Origin of the sequence: Micromonospora sp. CP22, from assembly GCF_009712475.1 — a bacterium.
Lineage (GTDB): Bacteria > Actinomycetota > Actinomycetes > Mycobacteriales > Micromonosporaceae > Micromonospora.
Genome location: NZ_VCJO01000015.1, coordinates 41,233 through 61,045, shown reverse-complemented (window position 1 = coordinate 61,045; position 19,813 = coordinate 41,233). Strand labels below are relative to the sequence as shown.

Here is a 19,813-nt window from a genome sequence, read left to right as displayed (position 1 = left end):
CTCCGAAGAATCCCGTTGGTACCGGCGGTCGTCCCACGGAGGACGTCCTTCGGGCCACGTGCCGGGCCGTACGCGGATCCGGTCTCGCCCAAGGAGATCAGTGGCATGAATGTGTGGAGAAGGCTGTCCGGCCGACGCCGGGCCGTCGCGCTGGCCGGCGCGAGCGCGCTGGTCGCGGGCGGTTTGGTCACGCTTCCCGTGACCGCGGCGCACGCGGCGACGCAGTGCGACGTGACGTACACGACCAATGACTGGCAGGGCGGCTTCACCGCCAACATCTCGATCAGGAACGTCGGCGACGCGCTCAGTAGCTGGACGCTCGGCTTCACGTTCCCCGACTCCAACCAGCGCCTCGTGCAGGGCTGGTCGGCCCGGTGGAGCCAGTCGGGCAGCAACGTGACCGCGCAGAACGAGTCGTGGAACGGCAACCTGGCCTCCGGCGCCAGCGTGGACATCGGCTTCAACGGGTCGTGGAGCGGCAGCAACCCGAAGCCCACCTCGTTCACGGTCAACGGTGTGGCCTGCAACGGCGGCACCACGCCGACGACCCCGCCGCCGCCCAGCTCCCCGCCGCCGAGCGAACCGCCGCCCAGCTCCCCGCCGCCGAGCGAACCGCCGCCCAGCTCCCCGCCGCCGACGAGCCCGCCGCCCCCCGGCACCAGGGTGGACAACCCGTACCTGAACGCCACGGGCTACGTGAACCCGGAGTGGAAGGCCAAGGCCGAGTCGGTCAGCGGCGGCAACCGGGTGTCGAACATCTCGACCGCGGTGTGGATCGACCGGATCGCGGCGATCGAGGGCACCGAGGACAGCCAGTCCAACGGCCCGATGGGCATCCGGGACCACCTGGACGAGGCGCTGCGGCAGAACGCGGACTACATCCAGTTCGTCATCTACAACCTGCCGGGCCGCGACTGCGCGGCGCTCGCCTCCAACGGTGAGCTGAAGGCCGACGAGCTGCCGAGGTACAAGGCCGAGTACATCGACCCGATCGCGGCGATCCAGGGTGACTCGAAGTACCGCAACCTGCGGATCATCAACGTCATCGAGGTCGACTCGCTGCCGAACCTGGTGACCAACACCACCGGTAACGCCGGCGGCACCGAGATGTGCGACACGGTGAAGGAGAACGGCGCGTACGTGCAGGGTGTCGGCTACGCCCTGGCCAAGCTGGGCGCGTTCTCGAACGTGTACAACTACGTCGACGCCGGGCACCACGGCTGGCTCGGTTGGGACAGCAACTTCACCCCGACCGCCCAGATCCTGAAGGAGGCCGCGACGGCCTCCGGCAGCACCGTGAACCACGTGCACGGCTTCATCACCAACACCGCGAACTACTCGGCCCTGATCGAGCCGTACGTGAAGGTCACCGATTCGGTGAACGGGCAGACGGTGCGGCAGTCCAACTGGATCGACTGGAATCAGTACAACGACGAGCAGAGCTTCGCTCAGGCGTTCCGTCAGGAACTGGTCCGGCAGGGCTTCCCCAGCAGCATCGGCATGCTGATCGACACCTCCCGTAACGGCTGGGGCGGCAGCGACCGGCCCACCAGCGCGGGCCCGACGACCAGCGTGGACGCCTACGTGGAGGGTGGCCGGGTCGACCGCCGCATCCACAAGGGCAACTGGTGCAACCAGGCCGGTGCGGGCATGGGCGAGCGGCCGAAGGCCGCGCCGGCGTCGGGTATCGACGCGTACGTCTGGATCAAGCCCCCGGGTGAGTCGGACGGCTCCAGCCGGGAGATCCCGAACAACGACGGCAAGGGCTTCGACCGGATGTGCGACCCGACCTACGAGGGCAACGAGCGCAACGGCAACAGCATGAGCGGCGCCCTGCCGAACGCCCCGATCTCGGGTGCCTGGTTCCCGGAGCAGTTCGCCGAGCTGATGGCCAACGCCTACCCGCCGCTGTCCTGACGGGTACCGGCATACCCGCCGCCGGCAGTAGGTGAGGCGCTGCGGCGGCAGGTCACCTGGGCCCCTGGTCCGACCGCACCGGTCGGACCAGGGGCCCCTCGCGCCGCCTGCGTCACGGTTGCCGTCACCCGCCTGACGTGCGGTACGCCGCAACCGGCCACCGCCGTCCTGGCGAGGGCGCACCGTGGCGCAGGCGGATCAGGGCACCGTCCTCTCGATGGCGGCACGACCGACCTCCTCCAGGTCACGCCGCGCCCGCTCGATGTTCTCGGCGGTCAGATCCTGCCCCCGGGCCATCACCAGATCCTCCGGCTCCCAGGGCTGCTCCGCGCCGGTACGGATGTTGTCCGGTGCGGCTCCGGTGCCGGTTCCCGTCGCCCCGGTCCCTGCGGCGTACGGGTCGGCGATGATGTTCTCGGTCGGTGCGTTTTCGGTCGGCTCACCCGGTTCGGCGAACACCGGATTGTCCCGGTCGGCTCCGCCTCCGGTGACGAGCTGAGGAACGGTGCTGTCGTCCTCGACCGCCGCGATCGCCTCGGGGCGCTCCTCCAGCGGTCGTTGTCGATCACGATCCGTCATCGTTGCTGCCCTCCTGTCCGTGGCGCTCTGGCGACGCGACCCTGATGCGCGTACCCGCCTCGCCGGTGGCCATGCCTGACGGGACACACCGAAGGCGGGTGCCCCCGGCTTCGGGGTCACCCGCCTTCAGCTGGTGTGGAGGTGCTGAGCCGGCGTGATCAGCGGCCGAGTACGCGGTCGAGGAAGTCCCGGTACTCGCGCACGGCCACCCGCAGCTGCTCGGTGTCGGAGGAATCGGACTCCTGCCAGCTGCCGAGCTTGTTGCGGTGCTCGGCCAGCGCGGCGGAGAGCGCCTGCATAGCCTCCTCGACCAGCGACTGCGCCTCACCGGCCGCCGCCCGGGGGTCGTCCACGAAGCGCAGCTGGACGTCGCGCCAACGATCCCGGAAGCCCTGCGCCGTCGCATCGTCGAACAGGGTCGCCGCCCCGGCCGGAACCGTCGCCCCGGAGGTGGCCGTGCCCGTACCGGCGGTCTGCGTGTCGGGGTCGACCATCGTGGGGGTGGCGCTGCCGAAGCCGGCCCCGCCCGCCGCCGCCGTGTCGTCGGCCGTCGCGGTCGCCCGGATGTCGTCGTCGGCCGTCGTCAGGTCCGTGTCGACGCGGTCATCCGCCGCCTCGCCGTCGACCGAGGCCGCCACGTCGTCGTCGACACCGTCCACGTCGTTGTCGTCGACACCGTCCACATCGGTGTCGTCCACGTCGTCGGTCCGGTCGAACTCGGCCGTCGGGTCCGCCCGCAGTCCCTCCCGCTCGCCGTCGACCGCGCCGTCGCCGGGGCGAGCGGTCTCCTCGTCGCGCGGGTCACGCTCGTCCTCGGGGCGTGGGCTGGCCATCGCCGAGGCGGCGACCGCGCCACCGACGGTGGTCGCGCCGAAGGCGGTCGGCACCGGACCCGGCTCGTTGAACTCGGCCGCTTCGTCGTCGGCGCCCGGACGGCCGTCCCAGGGGCGGCCCCGGTCCGGCTCCGACAGGTCACGGTCCGTGGGCTCGTCGAAGGCGTCGACGTCCGCGATCGTCTCCCGGTCGTCGTCGGTGGTCGGCACCGCCACCGGGGCGGAGCGTACGGTCTCCGGGTGGTCGTTGTTGAGCTGCTGCTCTTGCTGCCGCATGGTGTTCTCCTCAGCGGTTGGTGGCGTCGTGGGCGGCGTCGGGCTGGCGCTGTTCGGGTGCCCCGGCGGTGACCGGCGGCTCCTCGCCGAGCAGGTCGCCGAAGAGGGCGCGGTAGTGGACGACTGCCTGGCGAAGGTCCTCGGTGCTGGCCTCGCCCCGGGAGTTGCGCAGGTGAATCTCGTGCGCGTCGCGGTAGTGGCCCAGCGTGCGCGCGTGCTCGACGGAGAGATGAGCGATCTGGTCGTCGAACTCACCCGTGGGGTAGCCGCGTTCGGCGATCAGCCGGGTTACCAGTTCGTCGGCCTGGCCGACGGTCTCGGCGGGGGAGTCGACGAAACGCACCTGGAGTTCCTCCCACGCCTCGGCGTACCGGGCCCGGGATTCGGGGGCGAGCGGGACCAGTTCGAGTTCGGCGTGCCGGCGCTCCCGGTCCCGAAGTTCGCGCTCGGCGGCGGTGCGGCTGTCCTGCTCGGCGACGACATGGTCGTACTCGGGGCCGAAGCGCTGCCGGAGCGCCCGGCGGCGGCTGGCCACCACGACGGCGGCGGCGACGGCGGCGACCACCAGGATGACGATGACGGTGACGACTATCTGCGTGGGCGACATGGCTCCTCCTTCGCATGCAGGTATTCCCGCCACGCAGTGATCGCCAATCCCGTTCCGGAGCACTTTCCTGAGCCGACCCGGTCACGGTCGGGGCCGAACCCGACAAGCGGTTCGTCCTCGGAAGGTTCGGTAACGTACCGGTAGTCTCGACGGACGGTAGTGCGACCGGCGCGGATTACGTATCCTGCCCAAGGCGCCCGAGCCGGTGCCCCGGAGGACAAACCGGGGTGCGCCCCGGCGACGGCGCTGCCCGGCTGCGCCGGAGCCCTTCCAGCCACCCTTCCGGGCGAGGTCCGATTGAACACCCGCGACTGGCCGATCCGCTCGAAGCTGACCGCGTTGGTCGTCGTGCCGGTCACCGCCCTGCTGGCACTGTGGATCTTCGCCACCACGCTGACCTTCGGGCCGGCGCTCGATCTGCTCTCCGCCCGCACCCTCCTGTACGACCTCGGTAGGCCCGGCGAGACCGTGGTGGCCGAGCTGCAACGGGAACGCCGGCTCTCGGTGGTGCACCTCGCCTCGCCCCGTACCGAGTGCGGGCAACCGCCGGCCAACTGCGTACTGCCGGCTCTGGTGGAGCAACGGGCCCGCACCGACGCGGCGATCACGGAGCTGCGTCGGCGGGTCGCCGGGGAGCAACTGCGCGACGCCGCCGGTGACCTGCTCGAATCCCGGCTCGATCGGTTCCTCGGCGAACTGGACGCGTTGCCCGCCGGTCGCGCCTTCGTCGACCGTCGGGACATGGACCGCGCCGGTGCCGTCGGTTTCTACAGTGGAATGATCGCTTCGGCCTTCCACACCTTCACCGCCCTGGCCAACCTGCCCGACCACGACCTCAACCGCGAGGCGTTGGCGCTGACCAGCCTCGGTCGCTCGCGGGAACTGCTGGGCCAGACCGACGCGCTACTGGCCGGTGTGCTGACCGCCGGAAGGTTCGCCGAGGGTGAGCACACCCTGCTCGTGCAGGGCATCGGTAACCAGCGGTTCCTGGCCGAGGCCGCAGTGGCCGACCTGCCCGAGGCGGATCGGGCCGCGTACCGGCGACTGACCGAGCAGGAGGCGTTCGGTCGGTTGCGGACGATGCAGGACGAACTCATCGCCGCAGACCCGTCGGCGCGACTCAGGATCGACCCGCAGCAGTGGCAGCGAAGCCACGACGCGGTGCAGCAGTCGCTGCGGGACTTCGAACTGACCCAGGCGGACGGGCTGGCCGACCGGTCCGTGCCGATGGCGGTGAGCATCCTGGTGCGGCTGGCCGCAGCCGGGCTGCTCGGCCTGGTCGCCGTGGTGCTGTCGCTGGTGGTGGCGGTCCGGGTCGGTCGCTCCCTCGCGCGCCGGTTGACGCTGGTACGCGGCGCGCTGGCCGACGCCGAACAACGGCTACCGGAGGTGGTGGACCGCCTGCGTAATGGGGAGCAGGTCGACCTGGCGCAGGAGACGTCGGTGGCGGACCGGGGAGCCGACGAGATCGGTCGGGTCGCGCAGGCGTTCACCGAGGTGCACAAGGCCGCCCTCCGTTCGGCGATGGTCGAGGTCAGCCTGCGACGTGGTCTCAACGACGTGTTCCTGAACATCGCGCGACGCAGCCAGGGGCTGGTACACCGGCAGATCGCCCTGCTCGACCGGCTGGAACGCGACGCGGAGGACCCCGATCACCTGGCCGAGTTGTTCCGCGTCGACCACCTTGCCACCCGGCTGCGTCGGCACGCGGAGGACCTGGTCATCCTCGCCGGTTCCGCACCGGGGCGGGGCTGGCGTAACCCGGTCGCCATGGTGGACCTGATCCGGGGGGCGATCTCCGAGGTCGAGTCGTACGACCGGGTCGACATCACCACCGTGCAGCCCGCCGGCACGGTCGGCCGGGTGGTGGGCGACATCATCCACCTGCTCGCCGAGCTGATCGAGAACGCCACGGCGTACTCACCGCCCGAGTCGCGGGTCGAGATCTCGGGGGAGCACGTGGCCCACGGCTATGCCCTCTCCGTCTCCGACGACGGTCTCGGCATGAGCGAGGCGGCCATCGAGGAGGCCAACCTCAAGCTGGCCCGAGCACCGGAGTTCGACCCCAGCGACACCGCTCGGCTCGGCCTGTTCGTGGTGGCGCGGCTGGCCGCCCGGCACGACATCCGGGTGCGGCTGCGCCGGTCCGAGGGGACCGGGATCACCGCCGTGGTGCTCATCCCGACCGAGCTGATCACGGAGGAACCGTCGCTGCTGCCCGACCCGGAGGGACTGCCGGGTGACGATGGTGGGGCCACGCCGGAGCAGCGGAGGCTGGCCCGAGCCACCCGGCTGACCACGGTGCCCCGTCCCCGGTCCCGACGTGGCGCGGCGGCGTCGCGCGGCGGATCGGCTCCGGGCGGTGCGGTCTCCGAGGCGACGGCGACCGCCCCGGCCGGTTCCACGGTCGAGCCGGCCGAGGGCGACGGCCTGCCGCGCCGGATCCGGCGGCGACCCGCCGCGCAGAACACCGCCGCCGCGTCCGCTCCGTCGCCCGCCGGTGCTGGCGATGACGCCGCGTCCGGTACCGAGGCTGCTCCTGCCGACCCGTCCGCCGCGTCGGATCCGGCTGTCGCCGTCGGGGCGGGACCAGCGCCCGCCGCCGGGCCGCGACCGTCCGGAACCGAGCTGCCCACGCCCGGGTCGTCGGGTGCCGGAAGGCCGGCCGACGTACCCCGGGCTGACCGTGCGTTGGAGGAACCCACCGTCCAACTGCCGGCGATGACCACGGACACGGCCGGAATCGACGCCCCGACCGTGCGGCAGCCGGTGGTGCGGCGGGCCCAGTCCGGGCCGTACCGTGACCCGACGCCGCGAAGCCCGGAGGAGGCCCGTCGGGTCATGTCGGCATTGCAGGCAGGCACCGCGCGGGGTCGGCGAGCCGCCGGTCGCGTCACCGATCCTGGCCAGGATCGGACCACACCGCCGCCCGACTCACCGCCGGGCACCGGACCAGCGTCGGAATCCCCGACCGTGACTGAGAGGGACGCCTGATGCAATCGACGAGGCAGAACGCAGATCTCGACTGGCTGCTGGACGACCTGCTGGAGCGGGTGCCGACCGCGCGGCACGCGGTGGTGTTGTCGGCGGACGGCCTCCTGCTGGGATCCTCCGCCAACCTGGACACCGCCGATGCCGAACACCTGTGCGCCCTCGCCTCCGGCCTGTCCAGCCTCGCCCGTGGCGCCAGCCGACAGCTGGTCGGTGGACCGGTCCGGCAGACCGTGGTGGAGATGGAGTCCGCGTACCTCTTCGTCACCACGGCGGGACAGGGCGCGTGCCTGGCGGTCGCCAGCGACGCCGACGCGGACATCGGCCTGGTCGCGTACGAGATGGCGATGTTGGTGACCCGGGTGGGCGAGAACCTGGGTGTGCCGGCTCGGGCATCGGTGAGTGCCGCCGATGCGGACTGACTTATCCGAGCCGCGACACGAGTGGCTCGACGACGACGCCGGGCCGGTGGTGCGGCCGTACACCCTCACCGGGGGACGCGTCCGCCCGAGCGCGGACGGGGTCGACCTGGTCGCGTACGTGCTGGCACAGCCGGACCCGGATCTCGCCGCCTACCCGGAGCTGCATCCCGAGCACCGCCTGCTGGTGGAACTCGCCGGCAGCGGCACCCCGGTGGTGGAACTCGCCGCGGACCTGGACCTGGCGGTCGGCGTGGTCCGGGTGCTCCTCGGCGACCTGCTGGTCCGGGGACTGGTCGCCGTGCACCAGCCGCCGCGAGCCACCTACCTACCCGACAACGACATCCTCAAGGCGGTGGTCGATGGACTCCGTGCGTTATGACGGCGAGCGGCGGGGCCACCGGGTGCCCATCGCGCTGAAGATCCTCGTCGCCGGTGGTTTCGGCGCCGGCAAGACGACGCTGGTGAGCGCGTTGAGCGAGGTCCGACCGTTGCAGACCGAGGAGATCCTGACCGGTGCCGGCATCGGTACCGACGACATCTCCGGGGTGGAGACCAAGTCGACCACCACGGTCGCGATGGACTTCGGGCGGATCACCATCAACGACGACCTCCAGCTGTACCTCTTCGGCACTCCCGGGCAGGACCGCTTCTGGTTCCTCTGGGACGAGTTGGCCTTCGGAGCGCTCGGCGCGGTGGTGCTCGCCGACACCCGACGGTTGGCCGACTGTTTCCCCTCCATCGACTACTTCGAGCAGCGGGGTATCCCGTTCGTGGTGGGGGTCAACTGCTTCGACGACGCCCGGCGGTTCAGCCTGGAGGCGGTACGCAGGGCCCTGGACCTGGACCCGGACGTGCCGATGGTGCTTTGCGACGCCCGGGACCGGCAGTCCGGCAAGACCGTACTGATCTCCCTGGTCGAGCACGTCGCCCGGCAGCGGGGCGAGCCGGTGTCGACAGCCTGATCCGACCGGAGGGCCGGTCGCGGTTGGTAGGTCTAACCCGTCGGTGTCGGGGGAAGGCAGTTGGTGGGAATCGGGGGATCAGGAGCGGAGGGCGGGAACCTGTGGCAGCGCGAGACGTGATCGTTCACATCGGCGGATACACCGCGCACAGCGGAGGGCGCGGCACCGGCATCGTCGCCGCCCGGCGGGACCCGGGTACGGGCCAGCTGACGGCGCTGGGCACCGTCGCGGTCACCGAGTCGCCGTCCTTCCTCACCCGCCACCCGACGCATCCGGTGCTGTACGCGGTCAACGAACTGCCCGACGGTCGGATCAGCGCGTGGCGGGTCGGCACCGACGGTGACCTGGCGTCGGTCGGCTCGTGGCCCACCGGTGGCGCGGAGCCGTGCCACCTGGCGGTCGCGTCCGACGGCGGGCACCTGTTCGTGGCCAACTACGGCGGCGGCAGTGTCACGGTGTTCCCGCTCGACGCCGAGGGGGTGCCCGGCGAGCGCACCGACGTGGTGGAGCACCAGGGGCACGGGGCGGACCCCCAACGCCAGGAGCATGCGCACGCGCACATGGTCTCGCCGGGCACCGGCGCGTCGCCGTTGCTGGCGGTGGACCTCGGCACCGACTCGATCTACCGGTACGACCTCGACGCCGCTTCCGGGCGGTTGGTGCCCCGGGCACCCCGGGTACGGACCGCGCCCGGGGTGGGGCCCCGCCACCTGACCCGGCACCCCGACGGGCGGCGCTGCTACGTCTCCGGCGAGCTGGACGCCTCCGTGCTGGCCTACGAGCTGACCGACGGGGTGCTGCACCAGCTGGGGCGGGTGGATGCCAGCGAGCGGGGCGGGCACGTCCAACCGTCCGAGATCAGTATCGGTCCGGACGGCCGCTTCCTCTACGTCGCCAACCGAGGTGTCGGCACCGTGACGGTCTTCGCCATCGGCGCGGACCTGCCCGAGTTCGTGGCGGAGGTGGAGACCGGCGGCGAGTGGCCGCGTCACTTCGCGTTCGTCGGGGGGCATCTCTATGTCGCCGACGAACGGGCGGACATGGTGCGTACCTTCCGGGTCGATCCCGCGACGGGGGTGCCCGAGGCGATCGGCGAGCCGCTGACGCTGGGCAGCCCTACCTGCGTCCTGCCCTGATCGTGGGCTTCGAGACATCGACGTACCCACATTACGGCGCTGACCCGTCACTCATAGTTACTAAATGCCGGTAAACTGTTTCTCCTCTGTAACTTTCGTCCGAACGGCCATGGCAGTCCAACGGTCGGGTACGCAAGATGGTCAGCGTGTCAGCAGGCCGCCATCGCATGCGTTCAGGTATTCACGGCGCCGCCGCAGCAGCAGCGGTCGGCGTCCTCCTCGTCACCGCTGGTGGGTGGGTGGGCTATCGCCAACTCGCCGGCCAGGACTGCTCGGGCAAGATCGAGCTGTCCGTCGCGGTGGCGAGTGAGCTCGCTCCGGCGGTCGACGAGGCGGCCACCGAGTGGGAGGAGAAGGGTGCCGCCGTCGATGGCACCTGTATCGACGTGACGGTCGCGGCCTCCGACCCGGTGGAGGTGGCCGCGGTGGTGGCGGCCAAGCACGGCGCGATCCTGGCCGGGGTCGGCCAGGCCAGCGGCACTGCGGTGAGCCCGGATGTCTGGATCCCGGACTCCTCGACCTGGCTGCTTCGACTCAAGACCGGCGGCGCGGCGGCCTTCGAGCCGGGTAACGGCGCCTCCATCGCGAGCAGCCCGGTGGTGGTCGCCATGCCGGAGCCGATCGCCACCCGGCTGGGCTGGCCGCAGCAGGAACTCGGCTGGACCCAACTGCTCTCCCGGCTCAACAGCGATCGGCCGCTGAAGACGGGCATCGTCGAGCCGACCCGGGACGCCGCCGGTCTGTCCGGCCTGCTGTCGTTGATGACGGCCGCGGCGTCCAGCGGAGGCGACAGCGCCGAGCAGGAGCGCGTCGGCGCGCTGCGGGCGTTGGCCGCGGGTGCCTCGGCGTTGCGCCAGGACCTGCTCGCCAAGTTCCCGACGGCCGGCGACGCCACCACCCTGGCCAGCGCCCTCGGAGCCGCGGCGCTGTCCGAGGAAGACGTCATCCAGTACAACGCCCGCAAGCCTCCGGTGCCGTTGGCGGCGCTCTACCTGAAGCCGGCACCGCTGCCGCTGGACTACCCGTACGCGGTGTTGCCGGGGATCGAGCCGGCCAAGGCGTCGGCCGCGGGGGTGCTGTTCGAGGCACTGACCACGGCGTCGTTCAAGGACAAGCTGGCCGCGCAGTCGCTGCGGGCCCCGGACGGCAACTGGGGTGCGGGGTTCGACGCGCCCCAGGGCGCACCGAGCCCCGCCGGTGGCGACCCCTCGGTCGCGCCTCCGCCCCAGGGCGGCATCGCCGCCGGTGGGCTGGCGCCGGACGCGGTCGAGCGGGCGGTGTCCAGTTGGTCCATCGCCACGCTCTCCGGCCGGATGCTCTGCATCGTCGACGTCTCCGGTTCAATGAAGAAGCCGGTGCCGACCGCCAACGGGGCGACCCGGCAGCAGGTCACCACGGAGGCCGCCCGGCGAGGACTGAACCTCTTCGACGACTCCTGGTCGATCGGCCTGTGGGTCTTCTCGACCAACCTGGTGGGCTCGCGGGACTACCAGGAACTGGTGCCGATCGCCCCGCTGTCGCGGCAGCGCAGCGAGTTGGAGCGGGGCCTGGACCGGATCACCTCCTCCAACGGCGACACCGGGTTGTACGACACGCTGCTGGCCGCGTACAAGGACGTCCAGGCGAACTGGGAACCGGGCAAGGTCAACTCGATCGTGCTCTTCACCGACGGCAAGAACGAGGACGCCGACGGCATCTCCCAGAAGGAACTGCTCGCCGAGCTGAAGCGGATCAAGGACCCGGACCAGCCGATCCAGGTGATCATCATCGGTATCGGCACCGAGGTCAGCAAGTCGGAGCTGGACACCATCGCGAAGAGCGCCGGTGGCGGTGCCTTCGTGGCCACCGACCCCACCAAGATCGGTGACATCTTCCTCCGGGCGATCGCCCTTCGGAAGGCTCCGGCCTGATCCGAGACGCCTGAGAAGAGGGCCTGTGGTACCGGTTTCCGCCGATTCCACCGGCCCTCTTCCTCGCTGTCCTACGCCTTGGAAACTGACGGCAATACGTCGGAAGCAATTGGTAGTCATGGTTGTCAGGGCAGGATGTCGTCGTGCATTGGCAGACCCGGCCTCAACCCGGCCGGGCCCGTGCCGTCGGCTAGCGAAGTGGGAGGGCTGGTGACCTCGGCGACGCTGTTGACCCCGGTCAGATCGTCATCGCAACCGCACAACCCCCCGCCACCGGTACGCACCGACCAGCGGACGTACATCAGGACCCTGGTCGTGCTGGACACCGTCGTGTTGGCGGTGGCGGTACTGGTCGGCTACGCCGTCCGGTTCGGCGAGGCCGCGCCCCGTGGCCCGGTGCCGTACGTCCTGGTCGCCCCGGCGCTGGTCCTGGCCTGGCTGATCTCGTTGAAGGCCCTGCGCTGCTACGACGACCGGGTGGTGGGGTACGGCGCCGACGAGTACCGGCGGGTGAGCATGGCGAGTCTGCGGCTCGCCGGTGCCACCGCCATCGCGGGCTACGTCGCCGACGTCGGCGTCTCCCGGGGCTTTTTGGCCATCTCCTTCGCAGTGGGCACGATCGGTCTGGAGGTGGCCCGGTTCGCCGCCCGTAAGCGTCTGCACCGCGCCCGCTCGCAGGGGCTGGGCTGGTCGCGGCGGGTGTTGGTGGTCGGTGACACCGCCCACGTGCTGGAGTTGGTGCACACCCTGCGCCGTGAGCCGTACGCCGGCTATCACGTGGTCGGTGCCTGCATCCCGGACGCGCTGCTCGCACCGGTCGCGCAGCGGCTCGGCGACGTGCCCGTGGTCGGTTCGTTCCGGGCCATCCCGGAGGCCGCCGCCGCGATCGGCGCGGACACCGTCGCCGTCACCGCCTGCGGGGAACTCACCGCCACCCGGCTGCGTCGGCTCGGCTGGCAACTGGAGGGCACCGGCGTCGACCTGGTGTTGGCTCCCGCGCTGACCGACGTCGCGGGTCCGCGCATCCACACCCGGCCGGTCGCCGGCCTACCGCTGATCCACGTGGAGGCACCCGAGTTCCGGGGCGTCCGCAAGCTGGTGAAGGGCTTCGTCGACCGGTCGGTGTCACTGGTCGCGTTGGCGCTGCTGCTACCCCTGCTGGTGGTCATCGCGTTGGCCGTGAAGCTGGACAGTCGGGGCCCGGTGCTGTTCCGGCAGACCCGGGTCGGGCAGGGCGGCAAGGAGTTCGGCGTCTTCAAGTTCCGCACGATGGTGGTCAACGCCGACGCGCTGCTGGCGGAGTTGGCCTCCCGCAACGAGACCGACGGCCTGCTGTTCAAGATGAGAGACGACCCCCGGGTGACCCGGATCGGCCGGTTGTTGCGCAAGTGGTCGCTGGACGAACTGCCGCAGCTGGTCAACGTCCTGCTGGGGCAGATGAGCCTGGTCGGTCCCCGGCCGCCGCTGCCCTCCGAGGTGGCCCGCTACGACGGGGACGTCGCCCGTCGGTTGCTGGTCAAACCGGGCATGACCGGGCTCTGGCAGGTCAGCGGGCGATCCGACCTGAGCTGGGAGGACGGCATCCGGCTCGATCTCTACTACGTGGAGAACTGGTCGCTGGCCGCCGATCTGACCATCCTGTGGAAGACCATCGGTGCGGTGGTCAACAGTCGGGGCGCGTACTGATCGTCGGGGACGTACCGCACGGAGGCGGTCGCCGGCTACCGCGTGCTCCGGTTCTGCTGTATCGCAGGCCCAACCCGGGACGGAATCGGAGTACGCTCAGGCGCACCATGGCGGAACTGCATGGTCCACCCGGACCCACGATGAGTATGGCTGCCGAGCTGGACACCGCGGCGGGTGCACTGCTGACAGTCTGGGACGGTGCGCGGGAACGGACCGCCAACCGGATCTCCACCGTCCAGCTCCGCGCCGTCATGCTCGTCGAGCGGCACGACGGGATCAACCTGCGGCGTCTCGCCACCGGCCTGGACATGCTGCTCTCGTCGGCCAGCCGGCTCTGCGACCGGCTGGTGGCCGCCGGGATGCTGGAGCGGGAGCCCGGCCGGGCCGACCGGCGGGAGATCTCACTGCACCTGACCGACGCGGCCCGCCGGTTGCTGGCCGAGCTGCGCGACGACCGCCGTCGGCACCTGGCGGCGGTCCTGGCCGACATGCCGCCCGAGTCGCGGGAGGCGCTGCTGCGCGGTCTGCGCGCCTTCGACGATGCCGCCCGCACGCGGGTGGTGCCGTCGCCGGTGGGGCAGGTTGAGGAGGCCCGCGCGGACCAGGTGGCGCACAGCCGGCACGCCGTCGACGCGACGTCGCGTGACTGGGCGGCGGGGGACGCCTCCGTCTTACAGACGGCCTGACCGGCGCCCACCGACGGCACCGCTCGGCGGGTCAGTCTCCGGACGGGCCGATCGCCAGCATGGCGATGTCGTCGTGGCGGTGGCCGGCGCACCAGGTGTCGACCGCCTGGAGTACGCGCTCCACGAGCGCTGCCGGGGGCTGTCCGGCACCGTCAGCGAGCGTCCGGCGTAGCCGCTGCTCGCCGAAGCTCTCCGTCCCCTGCGGGCCGCCCCGGGCGTCGGTGACCCCGTCGGTACGCGTGAACAGCAGCTCGCCGGGGCCCAGCCGGAGATCAGCGGTGGCGAACCGGGCATCGGCGAGCGCACCGACCGGCATGCCGCCCACCCGGACCGCTGCCACCGTGCCGTCGGCGCGGATCACCAGGGGTGCCGGATGCCCGCCACCGGCGATCCGCACCCGTAGCCCGCCCCCGGCCTCGGGCCGCAGGGTGCCCAGTAGCAGGGTGGTGAACTGGCCGCGTCGGGACGCGTCCGGGATGTCGAGCAGCGCCCGGTCGAGCAGCCGGAGCAGTTCCTGCGGCTGCTGCTCGACCAGCCGCAGGGTCTGCAACGACTGGCGTACCCGGCCGGTGAGCACGGCCGCGCCGACCCCCTTGCCGCAGACGTCTCCGACGGCGAACAGGGCACCGTCACCGGTCAGCAGGACGTCGTAGAAGTCGCCCCCGATGCGCAGGGTGTCCCCGGCCGCGCGGTAACCGCCGGCCAGACTCATGCCGGTTACCGTGGGCAGTTTCGGCGGCAGCAGGCTGTTCTGGAGCACCTGGGCGAGATGGCTCTGTTCGTCGTGCAGATGTGCGGTGGCCAGGGCGGCACCGGCGCGGGCGGCGAACTCCCGAACCAGCTCCACCTCGCGGCGGTCGAACCCGCTCCGCTCCGCTCGACGGAGCAGCACCAGGGCACCGGCCGTCTGACCTGCCCCGGGCATCGGGCTGACCAGCAGGCTGGTGGCCGGGTGCGGACCCGCCGGGAGCAGCGGGTGGAGCCCTTCCCGACCGGTGGTCGGCCAGGCGCGTGGTTCGGCGGGTTCACCGTCGAGGGCCTCGGCGAGACCGGGTACGGCGGTGACCACGTCCCAGTCGGCCACCCCGGTGGCCGGTGCGGTGTCGTCGGCGGTGTACCGCACGAAGTGCGGCCGATGCTCGGTCGGGATCGGTGGCAGGTGCACCACCAGGGCGAGATCGGCCAGGTACGGCACGGGCAGGGTGGCGACGGCACGTAGCACCTGCGCCCGCTCCAACGCCAGACCGAGTCGACGGCCGGTACGGGCCAGGAAACGGGTACGCCACCGCTCGGCCCGCAGTTCCTCGGCCTGACGGTGCTCGTCGGTGACGTCCCGCAGGTACCAGGCGGAGCGGCTGCCGCCCAGCGTACGGCGTACGCCCCGCAGCCGTCGGCCGTGGTGGACGTCCTCGAAGTCGTCCGCGCCGACGGCTACCGCGTCCGCCAGCGCCGGCAGCGCGCAGTCGGCCAGGTCGGTGCCGACGACGACGTCCGGCAGCAGCTCCCCGGCTCTGGCGTTGACCAGCACGACCGTCCCGTCGTCGTCGGTGGTCAGCACCGCCTCGTCGAGCCCGTCGAGCAGCTCACGAGCGAGGTCGGCGTCCACGGACGGCCTGGAGCGGGGTGTCCCGGTGGCGGGACCAGCCGACCGCTCGTCGTCGGCCCACTCACCGGCGGCACCGGCGAAGGTGCCCTGTCGGGTGCTGGTCACCGGCGGGCACCGGGCGCGGGGCGCTGTCGACCAGTACGCATGCCGGCGGTGCACTCCTCGAGGTCAGGGCTGGTTGCCTGGAGGCAAGCGTACCGAGGCGGGTCCGAGACGTGCCTGGCGAGCGGGTCAGAGCCGGGCCAGCCACCCGCCGGGGCGGGCGATGATCCGGCGTACCACCGAACCGGCGGCTCCCACCGACGCGGCGGTGGCGCCGAGGGTGGCCGGCCGTACGGTGACCGGAGACCAGGCCGCGGTGAGCACCCGGCGCTCGATCTCGGCCAGGACGGGAGGCCGGAGCCAACCGGTGAGCGGGGCGTACCCACCGCCGAGCACCACCGTGTCGAGGTCCAGCAGGTTGACCACGCTCGCCACGGTGACCCCGATCGCCGTACCGGCCTCGGCGAGGGCGTGCAGGACGGCGGGGTGTTCGGCCTCGGCGAGCTGGGTCAGCCGGGTGGACGCCCGGTCGGCCGGTAGGTCGGCTCCGGCCAGACCGGCGGCGGACAGGATCGCCTCCTGCCCGGCGTAGAGCTCCAGACAGCCACGCCCGCCGCAGCGGCAGGGCGGGCCGTCCGGGCGGACCGGGATGTGCCCGATCTCGCCGCTCCAACCACGGGTGCCCCGGAACAGCGCCCCGTTCAGCACGATGCCGGCGCCGATGCCGACCTCTCCGGAGATGTGCAGGAAGGTGCCCGGTGCGGCACCGGCGTGCAGTTCGCCCAGCGCGGCGAGGTTGGCCTCGTTGTCGACCACCAGGGGCGGTACGCCGTCGACGGTCTCGGTGAGCGGGGGATGCTCGGCCAGTAGCTGCGGCACCGGCACGTCCCGCCAACCCAGGTTCGGCGCGAGGCGGACCTGCCCGGCGTCGTCGACCAGGCCGGGTACCCCCATGGCCGCGCCGGCCAGGGTCAGGCCCTGGCTCTCGGCGTCGGCGCGTGCCCGGCCGGCCAGTTCGGCGAGCCGGGCGAGCGCGTCGGCCGGGGAGACGGGGCGCAGGTCGACCCGGTGCACGGTGTGGTGTCGGACCTGCCCGGCGAGGTCGACCACGCACGCGGCCAGGTAGTCGACGTTGATCTCCAGCCCCAGCCCGGCCGGACCGTCGCCCGCCAGCATCAGACCGCGCGCCGGACGACCGGCACCGGCCCGGGGTGTCGGGTCTGCCTCGGTGACGAGTCGACCGGCGACGAGGTCCTCCACCACGGCCGAGACGGTGGCCCGGGTGAGGCCGGTGTCGGCAGCCAACGCGGCCCGCGAGGGCGGGCGACGGGCAGCGGCGATGCGGCCCAGCACGAGGGCGAGGTTCAGCTCACGCAGGCTGCCCTGCCGCACCGCGCCAGCCGGGGCAGCGGGTGACTTCACCCCTTGACACTGCCACATCCCAGTCATTTAATTCAACCACTGAACAAATAGCGGATGACACCCCACCGGAGGTCTGCCATGGCACCCCGTCCCACCCCTGCCGACAAGTTCTCCTTCGGGCTATGGACGGTCGGCTGGCAGGGCCGCGACCCGTTCGGCCACGCCACCCGCGATGCCCTCGACCCGGTGGAGTCGGTGCACCGGCTCGCCGAGCTGGGTGCGTACGGTGTCACCTTCCACGACGACGACCTGGTGCCGTTCGGCTCGGACGCCGCCACCCGGGACGCCCAGATCGCCCGGTTCCGCAAGGCGCTCGACGAGACCGGCCTGGTGGTGCCGATGGTCACCACCGACCTGTTCCAGCAGCCGGTCTTCAAGGACGGCGGCTTCACCAGCAACGACCGCGACGTCCGGCGGTACGCGCTGCGTAAGGTGCTGCGCAACATCGACCTCGCCGCCGAGCTGGGCGCCAAGACCTTCGTCATGTGGGGCGGCCGGGAGGGCGGCGAGTACGACGTGGCCAAGGACGTCCAGGCTGCGCTGGCGCGCTACCGCGAGGCGGTCGACCTGCTCTGCCAGTACGTCATCGACCGGGGTTACGACCTGCGCTTCGCGCTGGAGCCGAAGCCGAACGAGCCGCGCGGCGACATCCTGCTGCCCACCGTCGGGCACGCCCTGGCGTTCATCTCCACCCTCGCCCACCCGGAGCGGGTCGGCGTCAACCCGGAGGTCGGCCACGAGCAGATGGCCGGGCTGAACTTCGCCCACGCCATCGCCCAGGCGCTCTGGCAGGGCAAGCTGTTCCACATCGACCTCAACGGTCAGCGTGGCATCAAGTACGACCAGGACCTGGTCTTCGGCCACGGTGACCTGCTCAACGCGTTCGCCCTGGTCGACCTGCTGGAGCACGGTGGCCCGGCGGGCGCGCCCGCCTACGACGGGCCGAGGCACTTCGACTACAAGCCCTCCCGCACCGAGGACGTCGACGGGGTCTGGGCCTCGGCGGAGGCGAACATGCGCACCTACCTGCTGCTCAAGGAGCGCGCCGCGGCGTTCCGGGCCGACCCGGAGGTGGCCGAGGCGCTGGCCGCCAGCAAGGTCACCGAACTGGCCGTGCCGACCCTCGGCGACGGCGAGGGCTACGCCGAACTGCTCGCCGACACCAGCGCGTTCGAGGAGTTCGACGTCCAGGCGACCGCCGCCCGTGGCTTCGGCTTCGTCCGGTTGAACCAGCTCGCCGTCGAGCACGTGCTCGGCGCACGCTGAGACGGGCGTCGACATGCCGCTCGTCGCCGGGGTGGACTCCTCCACCCAGTCGTGCAAGGTGGTCGTCCGGGACGCGGAGACCGGTGCCCTGGTCCGGCAGGGCCGGGCACCGCACCCGGACGGCACCGAGGTCGATCCCTCGGCCTGGTGGTCGGCCCTCCAGACGGCGATCGACGCCGCCGGTGGGTTGGCCGACGTCGCCGCGGTCTCCGTGGGCGGCCAGCAGCACGGCATGGTCTGCCTCGACGAGTCCGGGGAGGTCATCCGGCCGGCGCTGCTGTGGAACGACACCCGTTCCGCCGGAGCGGCGGCGGAGCTGATCCAGGAGGCGGGCGAGGGGCAGGCCGGACGCCGGTTCTGGGCCGACGCGGTGGGCAGCGTGCCGGTGGCCAGCTTCACCGTCACCAAGCTGCGCTGGCTGGCCCGCAACGAGCCGGAGAACGCCGCCCGGGTGGCGGCGGTGTGCCTGCCGCACGACTGGTTGACCTGGCGGTTGGCCGGTGCTCCGGGGCTGGACGCGTTGCGTACCGATCGAAGTGACGCCAGCGGCACCGGCTACTGGTCCCCGGCCACCGAGAAGTACCGGCTGGACCTGTTGGAGCAGGCGCTCGGCCGGGTGGTGCGGGTGCCGACGGTGCTCGGTCCCACCGAGGCCGCCGGGCACCTCGCTCCGGCGGCCCTGGGGGGCTCCGGCGTGGGCTCCGAGGCGACGCTGCTCGGGCCGGGCGCCGGGGACAACGCCGCCGCCGGCTTCGGCGTCGGCGCGGGTCCCGGTGACGTGGTCGTGTCGATCGGCACCTCCGGCACGGTGTTCAGCGTCGCGGACGCCCCCGCCGCCGATCCGAGCGGTATCGTCGCCGGCTTCGCCGACGTGACCGGCCGGTTCCTCCCGCTGGTCTGCACGCTGAACGCGGCCCGGGTGCTGGACGCCGCCGCAGGGATGCTGCGGGTGAGTCTGGACGAGCTGGCCGACCTGGCACTGTCCGCGCCACCCGGCGCGGACGGGCTGGTCATGGTGCCGTACCTGGAGGGTGAGCGCACTCCGAACCGGCCGGACGCCACCGGGGCGGTGCACGGGCTGACCCTGCGCACCTCGACTCCGGCGCACCTGGCCCGAGCCGCCGTGGAGGGGATGCTCTGCGCCCTCGCCGACGGCCTCGACGCACTGGCCGCCCAGGGGGCGACCGTACGCCGGGTGATCCTGGTCGGCGGCGGTGCCCGGTCGGCGGCGGTGCGCCGGATCGCGGCGCAGGTCTTCGGCTGCCCGGTGGTCGTCCCGCCACCCGGCGAGTACGTCGCCGACGGTGCCGCCCGGCAGGCGGCGTGGTTGGCCCTGGGCACGGGGGAGCCGCCGTCCTGGACACCGTCCGGCACGGAGGAGTACGCCGCCGAGCCGGTGCCCGGCATCCGGGAGCGCTACGCGCTGGCCCGGGAACATCACCTGGACCGGTTGTCCCAGGGCTGACCGGTTC

The 19,813-nt window shown here is 72.1% G+C and carries 16 protein-coding genes; 11 read left to right on the top strand and 5 right to left on the bottom strand.

Annotated elements, in window-relative coordinates:
- Positions 1 to 105 precede the first annotated feature (105 nt).
- Positions 106 to 1,917, top strand: a complete 1,812-nt coding sequence (locus FF096_RS21165; RefSeq protein ID WP_155221171.1) for a glycoside hydrolase family 6 protein — start codon at positions 106 to 108, stop codon at positions 1,915 to 1,917.
- Between the two features lie 198 nt (positions 1,918 to 2,115).
- Here FF096_RS21165 and FF096_RS21160 read toward each other — a convergent pair whose 3' ends face one another.
- From FF096_RS21160 to FF096_RS21150, 3 genes are all read right to left on the bottom strand, one after another.
- The gene (locus tag FF096_RS21160) at positions 2,116 to 2,496 is read right to left on the bottom strand and encodes a hypothetical protein (protein WP_155221169.1); all 381 of its coding nucleotides are present in this window, start codon (positions 2,494 to 2,496) and stop codon (positions 2,116 to 2,118) included.
- 158 nt (positions 2,497 to 2,654) lie between these two features.
- Positions 2,655 to 3,605: a hypothetical protein gene (locus FF096_RS21155; RefSeq protein WP_155221167.1), complete on the bottom strand. Its 951-nt coding sequence runs from the start codon at positions 3,603 to 3,605 to the stop codon at positions 2,655 to 2,657.
- A 10-nt stretch (positions 3,606 to 3,615) separates the two neighbouring features.
- Positions 3,616 to 4,212 carry a hypothetical protein gene (locus FF096_RS21150; protein ID WP_155221165.1) on the bottom strand — a complete coding sequence of 199 codons (597 nt, stop codon included), beginning with the start codon at positions 4,210 to 4,212 and terminating at the stop codon, positions 3,616 to 3,618.
- Between the two features lie 297 nt (positions 4,213 to 4,509).
- Between FF096_RS21150 and FF096_RS21145 the strand changes: the two genes are divergently transcribed.
- The 8 genes from FF096_RS21145 (at position 4,510) to FF096_RS21110 (ending at position 14,005) form a co-directional block, all read left to right on the top strand.
- Positions 4,510 to 7,206 (top strand): nitrate- and nitrite sensing domain-containing protein, encoded by a 2,697-nt coding sequence (locus FF096_RS21145; protein ID WP_155221163.1) that lies wholly within the window; start codon positions 4,510 to 4,512, stop codon positions 7,204 to 7,206.
- The gene (locus FF096_RS21140) at positions 7,206 to 7,625 is read left to right on the top strand and encodes a roadblock/LC7 domain-containing protein (protein WP_196222599.1); all 420 of its coding nucleotides are present in this window, start codon (positions 7,206 to 7,208) and stop codon (positions 7,623 to 7,625) included. The genes FF096_RS21145 and FF096_RS21140 overlap by 1 nt, the downstream gene beginning before the upstream one ends.
- A complete protein-coding gene (locus FF096_RS21135; RefSeq protein ID WP_155221159.1) occupies positions 7,615 to 8,004 on the top strand; it encodes a DUF742 domain-containing protein in 390 nt (129 codons plus the stop codon). The genes FF096_RS21140 and FF096_RS21135 overlap by 11 nt, the downstream gene beginning before the upstream one ends.
- Positions 7,985 to 8,587 carry an ATP/GTP-binding protein gene (locus FF096_RS21130; RefSeq protein ID WP_155221155.1) on the top strand — a complete coding sequence of 201 codons (603 nt, stop codon included), beginning with the start codon at positions 7,985 to 7,987 and terminating at the stop codon, positions 8,585 to 8,587. Before FF096_RS21135 ends, FF096_RS21130 begins: the two co-directional genes overlap by 20 nt.
- Before the next feature lie 116 nt (positions 8,588 to 8,703).
- Positions 8,704 to 9,723 carry a lactonase family protein gene (locus FF096_RS21125; RefSeq protein ID WP_375335368.1) on the top strand — a complete coding sequence of 340 codons (1,020 nt, stop codon included), beginning with the start codon at positions 8,704 to 8,706 and terminating at the stop codon, positions 9,721 to 9,723.
- A 146-nt stretch (positions 9,724 to 9,869) separates the two neighbouring features.
- A complete protein-coding gene (locus tag FF096_RS21120; protein ID WP_309223701.1) occupies positions 9,870 to 11,633 on the top strand; it encodes a substrate-binding domain-containing protein in 1,764 nt (587 codons plus the stop codon).
- A 210-nt stretch (positions 11,634 to 11,843) separates the two neighbouring features.
- Positions 11,844 to 13,319: a sugar transferase gene (locus tag FF096_RS21115; RefSeq protein ID WP_309223700.1), complete on the top strand. Its 1,476-nt coding sequence runs from the start codon at positions 11,844 to 11,846 to the stop codon at positions 13,317 to 13,319.
- A gap of 140 nt (positions 13,320 to 13,459) precedes the next feature.
- Positions 13,460 to 14,005, top strand: coding sequence for a MarR family winged helix-turn-helix transcriptional regulator (locus tag FF096_RS21110; RefSeq protein ID WP_230462817.1), 546 nt, complete (start codon positions 13,460 to 13,462; stop codon positions 14,003 to 14,005).
- Between the two features lie 31 nt (positions 14,006 to 14,036).
- Here the strand turns inward: FF096_RS21110 and FF096_RS21105 are convergent, their stop codons facing one another.
- Positions 14,037 to 15,716 (bottom strand): SpoIIE family protein phosphatase, encoded by a 1,680-nt coding sequence (locus FF096_RS21105; protein ID WP_309223699.1) that lies wholly within the window; start codon positions 15,714 to 15,716, stop codon positions 14,037 to 14,039.
- A gap of 126 nt (positions 15,717 to 15,842) precedes the next feature.
- Positions 15,843 to 17,102 carry an ROK family protein gene (locus tag FF096_RS21100; RefSeq protein ID WP_155221149.1) on the bottom strand — a complete coding sequence of 420 codons (1,260 nt, stop codon included), beginning with the start codon at positions 17,100 to 17,102 and terminating at the stop codon, positions 15,843 to 15,845.
- 51 nt (positions 17,103 to 17,153) lie between these two features.
- Between FF096_RS21100 and xylA the strand changes: the two genes are divergently transcribed.
- Positions 17,154 to 18,341, top strand: coding sequence for a xylose isomerase (gene xylA / locus FF096_RS21095; protein WP_155221147.1), 1,188 nt, complete (start codon positions 17,154 to 17,156; stop codon positions 18,339 to 18,341).
- A gap of 13 nt (positions 18,342 to 18,354) precedes the next feature.
- Positions 18,355 to 19,806 carry a xylulokinase gene (gene xylB / locus FF096_RS21090; RefSeq protein ID WP_155221145.1) on the top strand — a complete coding sequence of 484 codons (1,452 nt, stop codon included), beginning with the start codon at positions 18,355 to 18,357 and terminating at the stop codon, positions 19,804 to 19,806.
- Positions 19,807 to 19,813: the final 7 nt, after the last annotated feature.